The following is a 19,250-nucleotide window of genomic DNA, read 5'->3' on the forward strand; positions in this document are numbered from 1 at the left end:
ACGAGTTTAAGTTGAAAGTGAAAAGTAAAATTAGGCAGGAGCGGAACCGGGTAGCGGATAAGTGCGGGGCAACAGGGCAAGCAGTAAGGCTGTCAGTAAATAGGCGACTGCCACAGTCCAGAACAAGTGCTGCAAAGGTAGTATCGCCATCAACAAGGCACCCGCCGCCGTGCCCAGCAAGGCACCGGCTTTGGCTGCGCTGTTACCGTATGCGAGTGCCTGACCTTGTTTGTTAGCTGGGGTATGAAGGGAGAGCAGGCTGTAAAATACAGGCAGTAGCGCGCCCAGGAAGCAGCCCCACAGAAAACGGCAAAGCAAAAAAATCGTCGCGGACAGATACAGGCTTTGCACTGCCATCAGCACAGCGCTGGCGATGCACAGAGCGATCATCCAGCGCAAGATGGTGCTGTCTTCCTGTTGCCGGAAATAGATGGCCCAGAGCGGCGCGCACAGACACAGACCGGCTGCGCTCAGGCCATAGCTGAGCCCGGCAAAGCCAGTGGTCGCCTGCATGGCCTGGGTCACGTAAAGACTGAAATAAGCTTGCGGCAGCATCTTGGCTGACTGGATCAAGAGTATGCCAAGCAAAAAGCCCGGCAACATGCCCTGACGCCACCAGCTGTTTTGCTGCGCTGATCCGGAGTTACTTTGCAGCGCAGTGCTGGCGCTGGCTGGCACCACCTTGCTGCGCGGCAGGCATAGTGCAGCGAGCAGCAGACAGCCTGCGCATAAGGCTGCTGCGGACAGATTGACTGCAGTGAAGCCCTGGCTTTGATATAGCCAGCCACCGGCCATAGGCCCCAGTACGGAGCCTAAGGCGGTTGCGGTTTGTAAGCTGGCCATTAACTGACCACGTTGTTCGCGGCTGCTGAGCTGGCTGCCATAGGCCTGGGCCGCTGCGATGAAACCGGCGATAGCGCCTTGCAGCAGACGTATTGCGATGATCATTAAAGGCTGGGTGCAATACGCCAGCGCCAGCTGGGTCAGCGCCAGTGCCGCCAGTGCGCGCAACAGCATCCAGTGATGACCGATGCGGTCACCCGCCTTGCCCCACCAGGGTATGCACAGCATCGCCGTCAGCATAGGGCCAGCGTAGGCCAGTGCGCTATACCAGCTGAGTTCGCTGGCGCTGAGCTGACCACTGGATTGCAAGTGCAAGGCCCAGAATGGGCCACTCATTTCCATCGCGGCCATTGCCACGCATTGAATCAGCCACAGCAGTTTCAGGGCATGCACAGGAGCCGCTTGCCTGTGGATGAACAGCATCGGTCAGCGCTCCGTACGCAAAGGATTGGCTATCGTGCTGTGTACATCGTCTGCGCTGTCTGACAGGCGCATCTTGAGCAGCGATTTGGCTGGCCAGGGCGCATGCAGGATGGCGTCGCGTTCGCTGGCCCAATGTGCCGCATCACAACGGCTGCGTAAGCGATCGAAGCTGGCTTCAGTCTGGTGCCGCAGGATATTCCACAGCGCAGCTTCCGGGATGTGGTAGCTGGCCGCCAGCAGCACCGCCAGTTCGGATAACTGACACAGGAAAGTCGCATGCAGCAGCTTATCCCTGACCTGCAGAATATCGTCAAACATCACGTGGCCGCTGCGATATGCATCCAGTTGCAGTCCGCGCGCCTGCAGCACAGGAGCAAATATGCGTAAATCTCCAAAGTCCCTGACCAGTAACTGCGCGGGGCGGTAATCCTGGTCGACTTGTATCAGGCTGTTTTGCTGATGTGCTTCAAAAGCGATGCCATACAGCAGATAGGCCGACAAGCTGGCACCTAACACCACCTTGCAATACTGATCGAAAAATGACAAAGCGCCTTCTGCATGATCGCCATAAGCCAGTGCGATCAACTCAGTCGCCAGGGCTTTACCATGGAAAGGTGAGTCGGCGAACAAGCTGCCTACTGGTATAGGAAATAAGTCTGCGCTGCGCTTGCTGAGCGGGTTGGCGCGAAACAGCACTGCCAGATGGCGCGCACGATCATCGTCGGCATCGATCCAATGCAGGCCAGGCAATTCAGGCAGGATATCAAGCTGGTTTTGGAAACCGGCTTCGTGTTGCAAGATGAGGCTGATCAGCTGACTGATGCGTGGTCCCATGACGGCGGACTTCGGCGAGACCGTTCTTTGCGCACTGGTCATTTGCAGCCCGACTGGCAGTTTCAAATGCGGCGCCTGCGCATAGCCTATGGCTTCCACTGTGCGGAAAGACATGCTGGGTGAACCGTTGAGCGTGACTTCATCCAGGATCAGAATCTGGCCCGCTGCCAGTTCAGCGGAAAAACGCTGGGGTAACACCCGCTTGAGCTGATACGGATGCATCGGTACCGGCACCCAGGCCTCGGCCTGCATCTGACGCCGTGTCAGCGCTGCTTGCCAGGCGCTTGCTGTGTCCGGATAGTGCGTGGCAAACCACTCCATGTAATCCAATGCCTGATTGCCGCTGGTGACACGCATGCATTCCTTGCGTACCGCAAGCACGGAAATCGCGAGTTCGGGATGGAACTCGGGTGACAACTCCATCACCTCGCTGGTGCTGAGTCCGATTTTGCTTTTGAAGGCAGGATGCCACGGATGGCCTATGGTGCCCCATTGTTCCAGCAACAGCACCGGATGCGGATGGTCAGACTGCCTGAGCGCTGCGATGAAGTGGGGTGTCAAAGCCTGAAAATCAGCGCGCAGCTGATCGGCCCAGAGCCGGCGGAAACTGTGGCATAGCGCATCGTTCTGTACGCTGTTGACCAGTTCGGTTTTGAGTCGCTGCAGATCATCGGCCTCGATTGCCGTATGCAGGCTGCTGGCGAGGCAGCTTAGCAATTCGCTGCCACTGTTGATGTGTTTTGGCGGATGTCCGGCATGGTAATAGCTGATCGCTCCGGCCAGGCTGCAGGCACCGCTACGTCCGAAATGCAAGCCCTCAAAGCGCATCATGCGTTGTTGTTGCCATAGCGGTAGCCAACTGTTGCTGCCTTCCTGAATCAGAAACTGCTTGCTGAGTAATTCTTCCCGGAATAAGGCTTGCAGCGTTTTCAATAAGCCACGGCGTTCGCTATCGGCATAATCCAGCCAGGCGGCGGCCTGTTCATGTTCTGAGTTGGAAAAGTAGCGATGTGGTGTCGGAGCGTTCATATCCATGCCTTTCATAAGAATTCTTATTTATATTATCGCAAATGAGAATCATTATCAATCGCATTAACTAAATAAGTGACTATCAAGGAAAGATGCACTATGGTCTGAGGTGTAGGCTGCTCAGGTTTTGTCAGCGCTGGCCTGGCGTTCAGTCAGGGTAACGGGGTATGCGCAGTTGATTGCAGCGAGTGCTGCTGAGTTGGCTTATATCAGGTGTGGGATCTTAAGCGGATGCCGCCGTTCTGGCAGCAGGCGCGCACAGCAGGGTGGTGTACTGCGTAACAATGCTGCGCCCGGGGCAGGCGGTGGCAGCGGTCTGATGGCGGTAGTTAGGCTTTAGTCGCTCAGCCTGCTTAGTGCGTCTTATCAGCGCGCTGTTTGTCGGTAGAGATTTCCTGAATGGCTTCGGCAAATTCTGAAATGTCTTCAAAACTTTTATACACTGAGGCAAAGCGGATATAGGCGATTTTGTCTAACTTTTTGAGTTCGCGCATGACCAGTTCACCCAGATAGCCGGACAGCACTTCGCGTTCGCCACTGGACAGCAGTTTTTCTTCTATACGTTGTATCGCACCATCAATCGCTTCGGCGGAGACCGGACGTTTGCGCAGAGCCAGCATAAAGCTGCTGCGCAGCTTGTGGGATTCATACTCGGTGCGGCTGCCATTCTTTTTGACGATGACAGGCATGCTGAGTTCTATGCGTTCATAGGTGGTGAAGCGTTTATCACAGTGCGCGCAGCGGCGGCGCCGGCGCATGACATTGCCCTCTTCAGAAACGCGGGTGTCGATGACCTGGGTATCGTCGTGATGGCAATAAGGGCATTTCATGTGATTCTGTTCTGTTCGTATCAGGACTGAAAAAAAGGCTTGAAAAACGGGGCTGCAAAAACGCTAAAAAACTAAAAAAAACCTAAAACACTGCTGAAAAACAGGCATTTGTTGATGCCAAGACATGCTTGTACTGGAAATTGCCAGAAAAGACAACGCCACTCAATGAGTGGCGTTGTTTTATGTCACATTTGTGACTAATTACGACTAGTCACAATTGGCTACGACTTGTCACCGGATTTTCATCTGGACGCAGAATTAAGCAGCGTAGACAGGGAAAGCCTGAGTCAGCTTTTTCACTTCTGCTTTGACACGTTCTATCGTCGCTGCATCGTTAGGATTGTCCAGCACGTCTGCAATCAGGTGGCCGACTTTGGCTGCTTCTGCTTCTTTGAAGCCGCGCGTCGTCATGGCTGGGCTGCCCAGGCGGATACCGGAAGTCACCATCGGTTTTTGCGGGTCGTTAGGGATGCCGTTTTTATTGCAAGTGATATGCGCGGAACCGAGGATAGCTTCGGCTTCTTTGCCTGTCAGACCCTTAGGACGCAGATCCACCAGCATCACGTGCGATTCGGTACGGCCAGATACGATGCGCAGGCCGCGTTCGGTCAGGGCGGTAGCCAGTGCCGCTGCGTTTTTGACGACTTGTTCCTGGTAAGCCTTAAATTCTGGTGACAGTGCTTCTTTGAATGCCACTGCTTTACCAGCAATCACGTGCATCAGCGGGCCGCCTTGCAGGCCAGGGAAAATCGCAGAATTGATTTTCTTGGCGATGGCTTCATCATTGCTCAGGATGATGCCGCCACGTGGGCCGCGCAGGCTCTTATGGGTTGTCGATGTAACGACATCCGCAAACGGTACCGGGTTAGGGTACACGCCAGCCGCGATCAGACCTGCATAGTGCGCCATGTCGACCATGAAATAAGCACCGACTTCTTTTGCGATTTTGCTGAAACGTTCGAAATCGATACGCAAAGCAAAAGCAGAGGCGCCTGCGATGATCAGCTTAGGCTTGGTTTCGCGCGCCAGTTTTTCCATGGCATCGTAGTCGATATCTTCATTCGCATCCAGACCATAAGAGACGACATTGAACCATTTGCCGGACATATTCAATGGCATGCCGTGGGTCAGGTGGCCGCCTTCAGCCAGGCTCATGCCCATGATGGTGTCGCCTGGGTTCAGCAGCGCAAAGAATACGCCCTGATTGGCTTGCGAGCCGGAGTTAGGCTGTACGTTGGCGAAGTTCGCGCCAAATAATTGTTTCAGGCGGTCGATTGCGAGTTGTTCGACCACGTCTACGTGTTCGCAGCCACCGTAGTAGCGCTTGCCCGGATAGCCTTCTGCGTATTTGTTGGTCAGTTGCGAGCCCTGAGCTTCCATCACCGCTGGTGAAGTATAGTTTTCAGAGGCGATCAGCTCGATATGTTCTTCCTGACGCAGGTTTTCCAGCTGGATGGTTGCGAACAATTCCGGATCGATATTGGCGAGGGTATGATTTTTAGCAAACATGGCGTTCCTGATTTCCTGTTAAGTGTACAAACTAAAAGATGAATGAACTAAGAATGAGGTGGCAATGACGTAAGTGTGAGTGGCAGCCGCATTCCTGCTTACCATCAGGCTGCCCAGGCGTACGGCTGAGGAGACCGGCTGACACGCTAGTGTGCCAGTGATCGCCTCTATATCTCACGCTCCCCGATGGATGCCCATCTTCAGCAGGAACAAACAATGATGTCCGCCGCATTTTCGCCAGTTGCGTGAGACGAAATGGTGCACGGATTTTACGTGATGCGTTCTGAATGGGCAAGTCAAACACTTGAGCCTGTGCCGCTTTCCCGGCTTTTGGCGCGCTGAGCCGCACAGGCCGGGTGGCGGGAGCTGGCGGAATCCGGCGCACCAGACGGTATTGTCAATTTTAAAGCGCGGCATTTGGGTGTAATTTGCTAAAAGCACTTAAAATAGGCCGCAATATGGTCTGGTTTTTTTAGTCGCTGAAGCCGGATTTTGAATTGCATATCGTAAGACCGCCGTAATACTGTCGCACGCTGCAGGTGCTGCGCGTTTCAGAAAGTCGCAAATAATTGCTAACAGGGAGTAGAGAATGATCGTTTTGATTACTGGTGCGAGTTCAGGTTTTGGTGAAGAAATGGCACGCAAGTTCGTGCGTGAAGGACATCGCGTGATTGCCACGGCGCGCCGCGTGGAGCGACTGGCAGCTTTGCAGGCGGAACTCGGCAGTGCCTTGCTGCCCGTGACTATGGATGTGATGGACAAGGCATCGATACTGGCGGCCCTGGCCGGGTTGCCAGCAGAATGGAAAACGATAGACGTATTGATCAATAATGCGGGCCTGGCCTTGGGTACCGAAGCTGCGCATCTGGCTTCGCAGGATGAGTGGGAAACCATGATAGACACCAATACCAAGGGCCTGGTGACAGTGACCCGTGCCATCCTGCCGGACATGGTGGCGCGTAACAGCGGCATGATTATCAATATCGGTTCGATTGCCGGCTCTACCGCTTATCCGGGTGGGAATGTGTATGGTGCGACCAAGGCATTTGTGGATCAGTTCACCCGCAACCTGCGCGCCGACATGGTGGGAACCAATGTACGCACCACCAATATCGCGCCTGGCCTGTGTGGTGGCACTGAATTCTCGAATGTGCGCTTCCGTGGAAATGATGATGCGGCGGCCAAAGTGTACGAGGGCACGACGCCACTGACCGCGACCGATATTGCAGAAACCGCGTATTGGATTGCGACTCTGCCAGCCCACGTGAATATCAATTACATAGAAATGATGCCTACCTGCCAGGGTTTTGGCCCGCTCAATATCAAACGTCAGCCAGTCTGAACTTAGTGCGCTGAGTTTTTTGCAAACACCCTTCTGTATAATGAAAGGCACTGAAACAGTGCTTGTTCAGACTGAACTTCAGTGCACACTACAGGTCTGAGGATGTTCTTGTGTTGATGATGGATGGATGAAGATGGCAGATCAGTTTTTTTGGCCGGTACGTGTGTATTACGAAGATACCGATGCCGGTGGAATCGTTTTTTATGCCAATTATCTCAAGTTCTTTGAACGCGCCAGAACCGAATGGCTGCGTGCTCACGGTTTGCAGCAACAGCAGATGAAAGAGCAGACCGGGACTATGTTTGTCGTCAAATCAGGTACAGTCGAGTATCATGCACCTGCGCGACTTGATGATGAACTCACAATCAGCGTAGAGATACAGAAGCTGGGTCGCGCATCTTTGCATTTCGTGCAGGAAGCGCGCTGCGGTGAGCGCTTGCTGGCTACCGGTGTGATTAAGGTAGGTTGTGTTGACGCTGAGTCTGTGCGCCCGGCCGCGATCCCGGCTCATGTGCTGGATGCTATCCGCAACTAGATTTTTTTTGCTTTATTTTGCTTCACTTAGATTAGTAGACTCGTTATGACTGTTACTCAAGACCTTTCGTTTTTCAGCCTGATCAGTAATGCCTCGATCCTGGTACAGCTGGTGATGCTGTTATTGCTGGGCGTATCCCTGACCAGCTGGACCTATATCTTCAATAAAATGTTCGCCATCAAAAAGGCACGTGGACAGACTGAAGAGTTTGAACGTCATTTCTGGTCCGGTGGTAACCTGGTTGAGCTGTATCAGACTGCAGCCGCTAACCGTCGTAACGGACGCGACAAAACCGGCGCGCTGGAACGTATTTTCGAAGCCGGCATGAGCGAATACCAAAAGGTCAAAAACGCGAATAAAGCGGCACTCGATGCCGGCGCTATGCTCGATGGTGCACGTCGTGCGATGCGTGCCTCCTATCAACGCGAAATGGACATGCTGGAATCGCATTTATCGTTTCTGGCCTCGGTTGGTTCGGTCTCTCCTTACATCGGTCTGTTCGGTACTGTATGGGGGATTATGAATGCTTTCCGTGGTCTGGCGAATGTGCAGCAAGCGACGCTGGCAGCGGTTGCGCCGGGTATTGCTGAGGCCTTGATTGCGACCGCGATCGGCTTGTTTGCAGCGATTCCTGCGGTGCTGGCTTACAACCGTTATTCGCACGATATAGACCGGTTAGCGATTCGTTTTGAAACTTTCATTGAAGAGTTCTCGAATATCCTGCAACGTCAATCCCGCTGATTATTGAGTCTGCATGAGTTATCTGCGTGGCGAACGTAAACGCAAATTTAAAGCTGAAATCAATGTGGTTCCCTACATTGACGTGATGCTGGTGCTGCTGGTCATCTTCATGGTGGCGGCACCGATGACCAATCCCAGTGTGATCAATCTGCCCACGGCGGGACAATCAACGCAGCCGCCGACAGATTACATAGAAATCACCCTGAAACCTGATGCGGCAGCGACCATTAGTGTGACCAGTAAAAACGGCGCGAATGGGAATAATCAGCAAGAAAGCCGGGAAGAAGTCAAAAACCGCCAGCAGTTATACAGCCTGCTGCGTGAATACCATCAGAAAAAGCCTGAGCTGTCGTTGCTGGTTTCTGCCGACAAGGGCATCATTTATGACGAAGTGGTACAAGTCGTCAGCGAAGCCAAGAAAATCGGCATCAAGCGGGTTGGTCTGGCGACCAGGTAAAACATGGCGTCTCATTCCCGCGCTTTGCACCTCCTGTCTGTCTGCATAATGAGTTTGCTGGCGCAGGCTGGCATGGCGCAGGAAACGCCAGCGCCCGCCGCGCAATTGCCAGTTGTAGACAGCAGCGATGCTGAAGCAGTGCCGCGCAGTCTGAGTGGTCGTTTGCAATTAAAAGCGCCCGCTGCGCCTTGGGCTGCTTTGTTGCGTGAACATATACAGGAATTTTCCGGTTCGGCCGAATCGCAAAATATTACCCCCTCCCTGATACGTCGTCTGCGCCAGGATATAGAAGGCATACTGGCGACCGAAGGCTACTTTTCTCCGCACATAGAGTTTGAAAATCCGGAATCAGCTTCGCTGTCCGGTGTGACGGAATCTCAACGCGATAAGCTGATACACGTGAGTGTAGAGGCCGGACAGCGTACTTTCATTACCCAGGTTGGTATGCGCATAAGTGGCAGCCTGGCAGATCGTGCCAATAGCGGCGATGAGCAAGCGCGGCAGCGCCGTTCCGGGCTGATACAGGATTGGGGTTTGCCTATCGGTCAGGCATTCCGCGAGGGCGACTGGAGCGATGCCAAAACTGCTTTGCTGGAAAACCTGCGCGCCGACACCTATGCCTCGGCCAAAATCACACAAAGTGCTGTCGATGTAGATGCCGATGCGGCACAGGCCAGCGTCAGACTGGAAGTTGACAGCGGTCCTGCATTCAGACTCGGTGAACTCCATGTCAATGGCCTGCAAAATTATCCTTCCTGGTTACTCGAACGTTATCAGCCGCCCAAAGCAGGGGAAAATTATTCGCGTGCACGTTTGCTGGAGTTCCAGCGTACGCTGCAAAATTCGCCGTATTTTGCTTCAGTGGCGGTTGGCATCGAACCCGATCCGGATAAAGCGGAAGCCGTGCCGGTGGAAGTCAGCGTGGTGGAGCGTAAGCGGCGCGATCTGAGTTTTGGTACCGGTTATAGTTCGAACACTGGCTTTCGCGGTGAAATCGCTTACCGCGACCGCAATATACTGGAAAAAGCCTGGGACTTGCGCAGCGCCATCCGTATCGAGCAAAAGCGTCAGGTTGGTTATGCCGATGTCTATCTGCCACCGCGTGATCGCGTGACGGATTCTTTTGGTGCGATTATTGACCGCCAGGATGTGTCGGGCGTGCTCACGCTCAGGAACGCGGTTGGTATCAAGCGTACCAGCCAGCGCGGACATATAGAGCAAAGGCTGGGTCTGAACCTGATCCGCGAACGTAATTCTATCGAAGGTGAGCCTGCAGAAACCAGCAAGGCGCTGGTGCTCAGCGCAGGCTGGACCTGGCGCGATGTGGACGATGCGTTTGCACCGCGCAAGGGCGAAATTTATCAGCTGGATCTGGCGGTTTCTGAAAAAACGCTGTTATCCGATCAGCGCTTCATCCGTAGTTATGGCAAATACCAGCGCTGGATACCTGTCGGCAAAAAATCCGATAGCGTGATCCTGCGCGCAGAAGTGGGGCAGGTGGTGGCGCCTGACAGTGCAGGTATACCGGAAGAATATCTGTTCCGTACGGGTGGCAGCACCACAGTACGCGGCTATGCCTATCAAAGCCTGGGTGTGGAGCAAGGGCGGGCGGTAACAGGTGGCCGCGTGATGGGCGTGGCCAGTGCCGAATATGTGCATTGGCTGAAAGAGGCCTGGGGCGTGGCGACCTTTCTCGACATAGGTGATGCGGCCGAGACCTGGCGCGATCTGAGCATGCGTCAGGCTATTGGTGTTGGTGCGCGCTACCGCACGCCGGCTGGTCCTATCGCACTGGATCTGGCCTATGGCCGTCAGTCTAAAAAAGTCAGACTGGATTTTTCTATCGCGATTGCATTCTGATATGACAGACAAAAAAAAGGCTGAACATCAGCGCACAGAAAGTCAGCAAACAGAATCTGCATCAACTGCTGCAACGCTGCAAAGCAAATCTGCCGCGCGCCGCTATCTGCAGCGTGGCCTGTTAATGCTGCTGTTGAGCCTGCTACTGCTACTCACACTCTGTGCTGCCGCAGTCTGGACCCAGAGCGGTACCCGCGCTTTGTTCAGCCTGGCCCACACGCTGACGCAGGGACGCTTGTCTGCACTGGAAATCAATGGCAGCCTGGGAAGCGCATTCAGCATGCAAAGGCTGCAATGGCAGAGTAAAGACTTACAGCTGGACATACAGGGGCTGGAGGCAGACTGGGATAGCTGGTCGCTGTGGCCAGCCCGCTTTGAATTATCGCGCTTGCATGCCGCCAGCGTAGCGGTCGCTACACTAACGACGCCTGATCCTGTGGTGCTGCCAGCTTCTCTAAGCTTGCCTGTCAGGCTGAGTCTGCACGATATCGCCATAGGAAAATTAGAAATCGCTGATCTCGACGCGCAGGGCAAGCATCATCCTGTGCAGAGCTTTAATGGCTTGCGTGGAAAGGCCGCCTATGCGAATGAACGTTATGAGGCTGATCTGCAGGGCAGCAGTGCATTGGGTCAGATCAAGGCTAAGGGCAGCATGCTCGCAAGCGCACCGTTTGTCGTTAATGCGCAGGCGGCAGTGAGTACGCTGGCACAGGATAAACTGCCCGCATTACAAATCAGCAGCACGGTTAAGGGTAATTTGTCGGCATTGGACTTAGTCTGGCAGGCGGGCAGCGTCCAGACGGCTGAAAATAATGCCGCAAACGCTGCGCAGACTCAGCCTGCATCTGCACAGTTGCAGGGTAGCGGTACCGCCCTGATTACTTTATTTGCGCCGCAACTCATGGCTAAGGCGCATGTGGATCTGGTGCATCTTGATCCTTCTGTCTGGAATGCCGCAGCGCCTAAGGCAGATTTGCGCATTCTGGCGGATATACGTCCGCTCGCTGCAAGCGCCGTGCAGCGTCCTGCCTCTCAGGCTGTTCAGGCCAGCACGTCAGGCCCAGCCAAGGCCGACAGTTTTTCCTTGCAAGTGAGCTTGCAAAATAATGCCGTTGCCAGCCTGGATCAGAATGGCCTGCCTGTACAGTCTTTACAGGCAGAGGCAATTTGGTCTGGCAATAGCCTGCAGTTACAAGGCTTGACTGCACGTTTGCCTGGCGACGGGAAAATCACAGGCGACGGACAGTTGCGCTGGGATCAGCCCTGGTTTGCGGACGGCAAATTTGTGCTGTCGAATATTAATCTGCAGAAGCTACATCAATCCCTGCGGGCTGGCCAGATTCGTGGTGAAGTGCATGCGAAAACCGATCAGGCACAGCGTATCCGCGCTGAAGCCAGTTTGCAGGATCAGGGCGCGAAGTTACAAGTGCAAGCCAGCTACGACATTGCTAAACAATTGCTGAGTCTGCCCACGCTGACGTTGCAGGCTGGGCTGTCGCAGGCCGATGCACGTGCCGAATTGTCGTTCGCCGGGAAGCAGTTGTTTCAGACTGAGGTACAGATACGGGATTTTGATCCCGCCTATTGGATCGCCGGGCCAGCCGGGAAAATCAGTGCGCATCTGAAAGCGAGTGGCCAGTTACAGCAAATGGCAGCTGAAGTAAAACTGGATAAGCTGGGTGGACACTACGCCGGTCAAACCCTGGATGGCAGCATACAGGCACAGTGGCTGGGCAAGGATAAACTGAAAATTCCTCAGGCTGATTTGCAGTGGGGTAAAAACCGCCTGCATGCTGATGGTGCCTGGGGTGAGAAAACAGATCTGCTGAAATTTAGCCTGGATGCGCCCGAACTACAGGCCTTGAATCCGCTATGGAAAATGGCCGCGCTTGAACTGTCCGGTAGCCTGAAGGCTGACGGGCAGTTGCGCGGCGGCCTGAATCATGCAGCCGGGCAGCTGGACCTGCAAGCCACACAACTGGAGCTGAAGCGCGACAATAAACGCTATGCCTTGAAAACGCTGCAGGCAAATTTGCAAGCGACGGATGCACTCTCAGGCTTGCTGAATGCAGATGTTCGCGCCAGCGGATTTAAAGGCGATTTCCCTGTCTTGCCCGGTGGCGTTACGCCCTTAGTGCAAGATGCCGACAAAATTCAGCAACTGACATTGCGCTTAAACGGGAAACGCGATGCACATACGCTGCGGCTGGAACTGGACTTTCCGGATAAGCGCCAGCTGATTGCGGCAATGTCAGGTGGATTCACTGACTCAACTTCTGCTGCCTTGCGCTGGAATGGGCAAGTAACGGAAACCGAGCTACGCGGCACGCCAGCATTACGTCTGCTTAATCCGGTCAGCCTGGAGTTATCTGCTGATGCGTTCAAGACCGGACGCATGCAGTTACAAAGCCCTTTGATGAATCTGCAGGTCGAGCAGTTAGAGTGGGCTGCAGGCACGCTTAAAACTAAGGGCCAGATTCAGGATGTTCGGGTGGTTGAGCTGATCAACTTGTTTGCGCCTCAGGATGCATTAACGGGCAATTTGCGTGCGCAGGCTGACTGGGATGTGCAATTGAACCAGAGCGCGCGTGCCACGCTCAAGCTGCGCCGGCAATCTGGTGATCTGCGCTTCAATGATCCGGATGGCACAGGCGTGCCGATAGCCTTAGGTATCCGTGATATCCAGCTTGCTTTAGGGACAGGCAATAGTGCCGGAGCTAAGAATGCCGCAGCGGGCGCCTTGAGTGAAACACTGAATTTGCGTTTGCAGGCTGACGGTACCCGGCTAGGACAATGGCAAGTGGATGCCAGCACTGCGCTGGCCTTCGTGAATGGACAATGGAGTTTACCGGGCACTGCGGCCATCAGCGGCATAGCGAAAGCAAATGTGCCCGATCTGGAATGGCTGGGCCCGTGGATCAATCCAGGTCTGGTGATGAAGGGCAGGCTCAATGCGGATGCAGTGCTGGGCGGCATTATTGCGCATCCTGACTATCAGGCCCACATCACGGGTTCAGGGCTGGAACTCGCGTTTGCTTCGGAGGGCTTGCTATTACCAAATGGCGTGCTCGATGCAAATATTGATGGTACTCATCTGCGCCTGAATCAGTTACGGTTTTCGAATACGGTAACGATGCTGCCACAGCATGCGCAGTTCAAAGGCATGGACCTGATGGGTAAGCGTGGTGAATTTTCCGCCAGTGGCGAAATCGATATTGGGAAAGAAACCGGCGCGATACAAGCGCGCTGGCAGCAATTTCCTATGTTGCAGAGAAAAGACCGCTGGCTCGTGGTCAGCGGCGAAGCCAGCATCGTAGAGGCGCAAAACATCTGGACGCTGCAGGGGCAGCTAATGGCAGATGGTGCTTATTTCAAACTGCCAAAACTACCGCCGCCCAGCCTGTCTTCCGATGTGAACGTGAGCCGCAAATCCGATAAAACTGCAGTGAAAGCGGCGGAGCCAGCGCGTAAATCACTGAAAACGCGGGTCGATGTCAGCTTCGATATGGGGCCTAAATTTGTGTTTGTCGGCCGTGGTCTGGACACCGGACTGGCCGGGAAGTTACGCATGCGCTCAACCGATGGCAGCCCCTTGCAGGCGATAGGGACTATACGTGCAGTCAATGGTTTATATGAAGGCTATGGTCAGCAACTGGCGATAGAGCGCGGTATTTTGAATTTCCAGGGGCCGCCTGCCAATCCGGGTTTAAATGTACTCGCACTGCGCCAGGGTTTGCAAAACCAGGTCGGGGTGGAAGTGATCGGTACTGTGGTCAGTCCGCAAGTCAGATTATTCTCCGATACCGCCATGAGTGATGCCGAAAAATTGTCCTGGCTGGTATTAGGGCGCGGCTCAGATCAGCTGGCATCGGGTGATGCTTCACTGCTCATGTCGGCGGCGTCCGCGATTTTCGGCGGCGACGGCAGCCGCAATGTGCCACGTGATATCGTGCAGGGCTTAGGCTTTGATGAATTTTCCATAGGCGCATCTGGCAATGCCGGGAGCAGCCATTTGCCCGGACAAACCATTGCCGGTTCGACGAATAGCGGCAATGCGACCAATAGCGCAGATCAGGTCGTGAGTGTCGGTAAGCGCCTGATGCCGGGTCTGGTGTTGTCGGTAGAGCGTGGTCTGGGCGATGCCAGTGGCGCCATCAAACTCAGCTGGCAATTGACCCGCAGGATTACTGTCACCGGCCGTACCGGTAGTGAATCTGCGATCGACGTGAATTACACTTTCTCCTTTAATTGAGCGCTACGGCGCTCAATTTTTCTCTGCTTACTCCACCTGCGCTGGTTGCCGCGAACCGACTTCATTCTGATTGATTTACGGCAACCTTGTTCTCCTAACTGAATGACGCTGCCTTTGATTTGTGTCAAAACGATGACGCTTGTATCGTTTACGCACACAATTTATAAATTTTGCAAATTCCAATAAAAAAATGGACGGCGAAACTTGGAAAGTTTTGCATTTTTGAACTATTCTCAGAGCAATATTTCAGAACGAAAGGGTGTTGTACTTAAGCGGTTTTTTGTAAATCAAATAATTAAATCTGACATAGAAAATCAGGGAGTCACGAGATGCGCACAAATTTACCTGTTACGAACCGCGAATACATCTTAAGAGATGATGAAACCATTGTTTCCAAGACTGACTTACAAGGCAATATCACCTATATCAATGATGATTTCATGCGGGTGAGCGGCTTTACTGAAGAAGAATTACTGGGCGCACCACAAAACATCGTGCGCCATCCGGATATGCCAGTCGAGGCGTTTGCTGATTTCTGGCATACGATCAAAGCCGGTAAGGCCTGGACCGGACTGGTCAAAAACCGCTGTAAAAATGGTGATCATTACTGGGTAGAGGCAACAGCCGCGCCACTGGTGCAAAATGGACAGGTGGTAGGTTATACCTCGATCCGTGTTAAACCTGACCGCGCTAAGGTCAGCGCCGCAGAGGCAGCTTACCGTGCAATCAAAAGCGGTGACAGTTCGCTCAGGATAGTGGAAGGAAATGCAGTACGCAAAACAGCAACCGGACCACTCAGTAAGTTCGCGCATTTTTCTTTACAGACCAGGATCATGGCGTTTTCAGTGGCGATGGTGCTTCTGTTCGTCGCATTGCTGGGTCTGGCCTTGTTCGGTAGCGGAAGCATAAGCAATACCAGCGTAATGACGATCGCTGGTGCAGGTGTGGTGTTGGCAATTGCCTTCGGCTTCATCATGGGCGGTGCGCTGACTGGTCGCCTGCATGAACTGGAGCAGCAGATTGCCGTGATGAGTGGCGGCGATTTATCGCGTGCCATCGTTGCTAGCGGACATGATGAGATTACCAATGTGACCCAGGCCTTACGTGTGTTGCAAACCAATGTAAAGCTGCTCATCGGGCAGATCAAACAGAGTACTGGCCATGTCTCCAGCGGCGCAGCTGTGATTGCTGAGGGTAATGCGGAATTGTCCGGGCGCACAGAATCCCAGGCCAGCTCACTGGAAGAAACTGCTTCTTCGATGGAAGAACTGACTTCAACCGTCAAGCAAAATGCGGATAACTCGATTGAAGCCAGCCAATTGGTGGAAGCAACTGCTAAAGTCGCGGAAAAAGGCGGCGAGGCAGTGGCGAATGTCGTCACAACCATGGGAGCAATCAAATCCAGCTCCGGGAAAATCGCCGACATCATCGGTGTGATTGATGGCATCGCTTTCCAGACCAATATCCTGGCTTTGAATGCCGCAGTAGAAGCGGCGCGTGCCGGTGAGCAGGGCCGGGGTTTTGCTGTGGTGGCCAGTGAGGTCAGAAATCTGGCACAGCGCAGCGCCAATGCTGCAAAAGAAATTAAGGTGCTGATCAATGATTCTGTGGCGCAGGTTGAGGCCGGTGCCAAGCTGGTGGATGAGGCTGGTAAGACCATGGGTGAAATCGTCACTGGCGTGAAACGTGCGGCCGACATCATGCATGAAATCACGACCGCCAGCCAGGAACAGAGTTCAGGCATAGATCAGATCAATCAGGCCATCACCCAAATGGATGACGTGACCCAGCAAAATGCGGGGCAGGTGGAAGAAGCGGCTGCTTCCGCAGAAAGTTTGCGTCAGCAGGCCAAGGCCTTGACGGAGCTGGTGAATTCCTTCCGTCTGGTCAGAAATGCCACCGTTGGTTCAGGTGCATCTGCCGCGCGTGCGACACCGGTTAAAGCTGCCAGCTCAACTCAACATAAATTGTTGGCAAGATAAAACACAAGTCAAAGTACAGCAGCCTTCAGACAGGCTGGCTGTACACCAACGATCAAAGCAGCGTATCAGACTGTCAGGCCTGCACTGAAGCGTTCTGCATAATACAAGCCTGACGTCAGGGGATTGATGCCGGATGGCTGATCAGCAGCCATCCATACTGCAAAATACGCCGGAATCTGCTGACGGCGCAGCGGAGCGGTTCTGCAGCCATTGCTGAAATGCTTCCGCTTTTCCCAGCCATGGGCTGATATCCAGGCGTTGCAATTGTCCATCCTGTTCCAGTGCCAGCGTAGGGAAACCACCGCCACCAAGCTGGGTCAGCAGACTGCGGCTTTGTTGGATATGCTGTTCAGTAGTAGCGCCTGACAAGCTGTGCCAGCTGCTACGGAAGTTCGCAGGTTCTGCGCCCAGTTGTGCGGCAATAGCGCTCAGCGTGTCCAGTTCTGAGACTTTCAGCCCCTCAGCATAATGTGCATGTTGGATTGCCTTCAGCATATTGAGGGCATCCACACCCAGTGCTGGCGCAGCCAGGATGGCTGTGATCGGTACAGCAGAATCGAATACTGCGCTGCTATCGCGCAATAAGCCTTCAAAGTAGTTTTCACCAAACACTTGCCCGGTCAGCTGCGCGATGCGCAGATCATGCGGAATCACATAGTCACGCAGTGCAGGGCTGACTTGCGTGCGGCGTGCGCCAGTCATCATGCCTCCGCCATGCAGACGGATCTGCAAACCAGCTACAGCTTGCGCTGCACTGAGCAAGGGGGCAGCGGCATAGCACCAGCCGCAGTAAGGGTCATAGATATAGTGCAGGGTGACAGACATGATTTTCTTCCAAAACAATTGAGTAAATGGGATAACAGGCGACGAACAGGCTGGCGATTATAGAGTGCCCCCTGACCTGCAGCTATGGGTTGGCTTGCGCATCACTGTTGCATAAAACGGGCAGGCCGCAAGCATGAATCAGCGTGTGCCGGGGAGTGAGCTTAGGCTTGGCATAAATTCTGCATAAAACAGAGGTGAGTCTGGTTATACTGCCGCTCTTTGTCCGAATCACGCCGATGCTGCCGATGCTGCAGAGTTCGCATACTCCACTGATGCTGGCAGCCAGATTTGTGGTCTCAGAGTGTAAATGCAGTCTGACAGGTGTTACGCTGCGCGTTCCGTTTAATTGATGAAATGAGCTAGAGATTGTTGCCGAGTTTTGAAAATCCGCTTTGGAAAGATGCACTGACCGGTTTGCCGAATCGTCAGGCTTTTCACCAACTGCTAGAACAGTTATTGCAGCAGGCTGCACAGCAGCGTCAGTCGCTGGCCTTATTGCTGATCGATTTCGATAACTTTAAATGGATCAATGAGAGTCGTGGCTATGGCTTTGGCGATCAGCTATTGCGTCAGATTGCGCGTGAACTCGAACGGCTGGCCAGCCTGCGGGCCAGTGTCTGCCGCCTCGGTGGCGATGAGTTCGCGCTGATACTGACCGACTTATCGCAGGTCGATGGTTTGCTCAATTTTGCGGCGCAACTGAAGTCGGATCTGGATAGCAGTCTGGTGGTGGACGGAGTCTGGCTGGACTTGAAATGCAAAGTGGGCATCGCCAGCTATCCGGGGGATGCGAGCACGCCGGATGCGATGTTCAATAATGCATTTGCCGCCTTGCAGGTCGCCCAACAATCGGATGACATGCCTGTCGTTCAGCATCAGCCCCAGATGCAGGCGCAAACCCTTGAGTACCGGCCTGACTATAACGAGTTGAAACTGGCACTCAAAAACCATGAATTTTTCCTAGTCTATCAACCTAAATTTTCTTTCCCCTCTATGCAGTTGCAGGGCCTGGAAGCCTTGCTGCGCTGGCGTCATCCGTTACGTGGCATCGTCAGCCCGCTGGTCTTTATTCCGGTCGCAGAGCAGACAGGATTGATCGCGGCGATAGGCGACTGGGTGTTAAAGGCAGCGATTGCGCAAATGGAAAGCTGGCAGCGTGAGGATGGGGTGGATATCTCAGTGGCAGTGAATGTGTCGCCGCTGCAGCTTAAGGATGATGGTTTTGTCGCACGTATCAAAGCGTTGCTGAATCTGAGCGGGATAGCCGGTAAATTTCTGCAACTGGAACTCACAGAAAGCTCGCTGATAGAAGACCCGCGCCGTGCTCACAGCATCATTGCGGAATTGCGTAGCGCGGGCGTGCAGATAGCACTCGATGACTTCGGTACCGGCTATTCTTCGCTGGCCGCTCTGCAAACCTATCAGCTCGATTATCTGAAAATGGATAAGAGCTTTGTGCAAAAAATTCAAACCAGACAGGGGCGCTCGGTATCGCATGCCATTATCCAGCTTGGTCATGCGCTGGAAATGCAAGTGATTGCTGAAGGTGTGGAAAATGCTGAGCAAGAAGCTGCGCTGCGCGCACTGGCTTGCGATCAGGTGCAGGGATTTTTGTATAGCCATCCTTTACCGGCCGATCAGTGTCGCTTATTCATGTTGCAGCATTGCGCGGCCGTGCCGCAATTTATCACCGAATTACCTTAGTTTTCTGTTTTACCGGCAATGAGTGAGTCAACACGGAGCGCGCGATAATCGCTGCCAGATGTTGGTGCATGTCGGCACTTTTCG

Annotated in this window: 13 protein-coding genes and 1 riboswitch; of the genes, 8 read left to right on the forward strand and 5 right to left on the reverse strand. The window is 53.8% G+C overall.

Going from position 1 to position 19,250, the window contains the following annotated elements; translation table 11 throughout:
* Positions 1-30: 30 nt before the first annotated feature.
* The 4 genes from H8K43_RS07475 to glyA form a co-directional block, all read right to left on the reverse strand.
* A complete protein-coding gene (locus tag H8K43_RS07475) occupies positions 31-1,266 on the reverse strand; it encodes an MFS transporter (RefSeq protein WP_186903244.1) in 1,236 nt (411 codons plus the stop codon).
* Between the two features lie 3 nt (positions 1,267-1,269).
* Positions 1,270-3,135: an IucA/IucC family protein gene (locus H8K43_RS07480; RefSeq protein WP_222610980.1), complete on the reverse strand. Its 1,866-nt coding sequence runs from the start codon at positions 3,133-3,135 to the stop codon at positions 1,270-1,272.
* Between the two features lie 347 nt (positions 3,136-3,482).
* Entirely contained in the window at positions 3,483-3,959 is a 477-nt protein-coding gene (nrdR, locus tag H8K43_RS07485; protein WP_186903246.1) for a transcriptional regulator NrdR, read from the reverse strand.
* Positions 3,960-4,217: 258 nt separating this feature from the next.
* Positions 4,218-5,468 carry a serine hydroxymethyltransferase gene (gene glyA / locus H8K43_RS07490; protein WP_186903247.1) on the reverse strand — a complete coding sequence of 417 codons (1,251 nt, stop codon included), beginning with the start codon at positions 5,466-5,468 and terminating at the stop codon, positions 4,218-4,220.
* A gap of 104 nt (positions 5,469-5,572) precedes the next feature.
* Positions 5,573-5,723: riboswitch (ZMP/ZTP riboswitch) on the reverse strand.
* Positions 5,724-6,057: 334 nt separating this feature from the next.
* On the opposite strand from glyA, the gene H8K43_RS07495 reads away from it, so the two are divergent.
* The 7 genes from H8K43_RS07495 to H8K43_RS07525 all read left to right on the forward strand — a co-directional run bounded on the left by H8K43_RS07495 (position 6,058) and on the right by H8K43_RS07525 (position 16,637).
* A complete protein-coding gene (locus H8K43_RS07495) occupies positions 6,058-6,810 on the forward strand; it encodes an SDR family NAD(P)-dependent oxidoreductase (protein WP_186903248.1) in 753 nt (250 codons plus the stop codon).
* Positions 6,811-6,943: 133 nt separating this feature from the next.
* Positions 6,944-7,345, forward strand: coding sequence for a tol-pal system-associated acyl-CoA thioesterase (ybgC, locus tag H8K43_RS07500; RefSeq protein ID WP_230403739.1), 402 nt, complete (start codon positions 6,944-6,946; stop codon positions 7,343-7,345).
* A gap of 45 nt (positions 7,346-7,390) precedes the next feature.
* Positions 7,391-8,086, forward strand: a complete 696-nt coding sequence (tolQ, locus tag H8K43_RS07505; protein ID WP_186903250.1) for a protein TolQ — start codon at positions 7,391-7,393, stop codon at positions 8,084-8,086.
* A 13-nt stretch (positions 8,087-8,099) separates the two neighbouring features.
* Positions 8,100-8,543 (forward strand): ExbD/TolR family protein, encoded by a 444-nt coding sequence (locus H8K43_RS07510; protein WP_186903251.1) that lies wholly within the window; start codon positions 8,100-8,102, stop codon positions 8,541-8,543.
* Between the two features lie 3 nt (positions 8,544-8,546).
* Complete coding sequence (locus H8K43_RS07515) at positions 8,547-10,403, forward strand: autotransporter assembly complex protein TamA (RefSeq protein ID WP_186903252.1); 1,857 nt, start codon at positions 8,547-8,549, stop codon at positions 10,401-10,403.
* 1 nt (position 10,404) lies between these two features.
* Positions 10,405-14,655 (forward strand): translocation/assembly module TamB domain-containing protein, encoded by a 4,251-nt coding sequence (locus H8K43_RS07520; protein ID WP_186903253.1) that lies wholly within the window; start codon positions 10,405-10,407, stop codon positions 14,653-14,655.
* A 329-nt stretch (positions 14,656-14,984) separates the two neighbouring features.
* Positions 14,985-16,637, forward strand: coding sequence for a methyl-accepting chemotaxis protein (locus tag H8K43_RS07525; RefSeq protein ID WP_186903254.1), 1,653 nt, complete (start codon positions 14,985-14,987; stop codon positions 16,635-16,637).
* 141 nt (positions 16,638-16,778) lie between these two features.
* On the opposite strand, the gene H8K43_RS07530 is transcribed toward H8K43_RS07525, so the two are convergent.
* Positions 16,779-17,462 (reverse strand): DsbA family protein, encoded by a 684-nt coding sequence (locus tag H8K43_RS07530; protein WP_222610981.1) that lies wholly within the window; start codon positions 17,460-17,462, stop codon positions 16,779-16,781.
* A gap of 366 nt (positions 17,463-17,828) precedes the next feature.
* Between H8K43_RS07530 and H8K43_RS07535 the strand changes: the two genes are divergently transcribed.
* A complete protein-coding gene (locus H8K43_RS07535) occupies positions 17,829-19,166 on the forward strand; it encodes a putative bifunctional diguanylate cyclase/phosphodiesterase (RefSeq protein ID WP_186903255.1) in 1,338 nt (445 codons plus the stop codon).
* Positions 19,167-19,250: the final 84 nt, after the last annotated feature.

Origin of the sequence: Cognatundibacterium curvum (assembly GCF_014284235.1) — a bacterium.
Lineage (GTDB): Bacteria > Pseudomonadota > Gammaproteobacteria > Burkholderiales > Burkholderiaceae_D > Undibacterium > Undibacterium curvum.

Excerpts from the sequence above, each read along its gene's own strand:
- tolQ (WP_186903250.1), top strand. The coding sequence starts at position 7,391 with ATGACTGTTACTCAAGACCTTTCGTTTTTCAGCCTGATCAGTAATGCC.
- H8K43_RS07475 (WP_186903244.1), bottom strand. The coding sequence starts at position 1,266 with ATGCTGTTCATCCACAGGCAAGCGGCTCCTGTGCATGCCCTGAAACTG.
- H8K43_RS07515 (WP_186903252.1), top strand. The coding sequence starts at position 8,547 with ATGGCGTCTCATTCCCGCGCTTTGCACCTCCTGTCTGTCTGCATAATG.
- ybgC (WP_230403739.1), top strand. The coding sequence starts at position 6,944 with ATGGCAGATCAGTTTTTTTGGCCGGTACGTGTGTATTACGAAGATACC.
- H8K43_RS07525 (WP_186903254.1), top strand. The coding sequence starts at position 14,985 with ATGCGCACAAATTTACCTGTTACGAACCGCGAATACATCTTAAGAGAT.
- H8K43_RS07530 (WP_222610981.1), bottom strand. The coding sequence starts at position 17,462 with ATGTCTGTCACCCTGCACTATATCTATGACCCTTACTGCGGCTGGTGC.
- nrdR (WP_186903246.1), bottom strand. The coding sequence starts at position 3,959 with ATGAAATGCCCTTATTGCCATCACGACGATACCCAGGTCATCGACACC.
- glyA (WP_186903247.1), bottom strand. The coding sequence starts at position 5,468 with ATGTTTGCTAAAAATCATACCCTCGCCAATATCGATCCGGAATTGTTC.
- H8K43_RS07510 (WP_186903251.1), top strand. The coding sequence starts at position 8,100 with ATGAGTTATCTGCGTGGCGAACGTAAACGCAAATTTAAAGCTGAAATC.
- H8K43_RS07520 (WP_186903253.1), top strand. The coding sequence starts at position 10,405 with ATGACAGACAAAAAAAAGGCTGAACATCAGCGCACAGAAAGTCAGCAA.
- H8K43_RS07480 (WP_222610980.1), bottom strand. The coding sequence starts at position 3,135 with ATGGATATGAACGCTCCGACACCACATCGCTACTTTTCCAACTCAGAA.
- H8K43_RS07495 (WP_186903248.1), top strand. The coding sequence starts at position 6,058 with ATGATCGTTTTGATTACTGGTGCGAGTTCAGGTTTTGGTGAAGAAATG.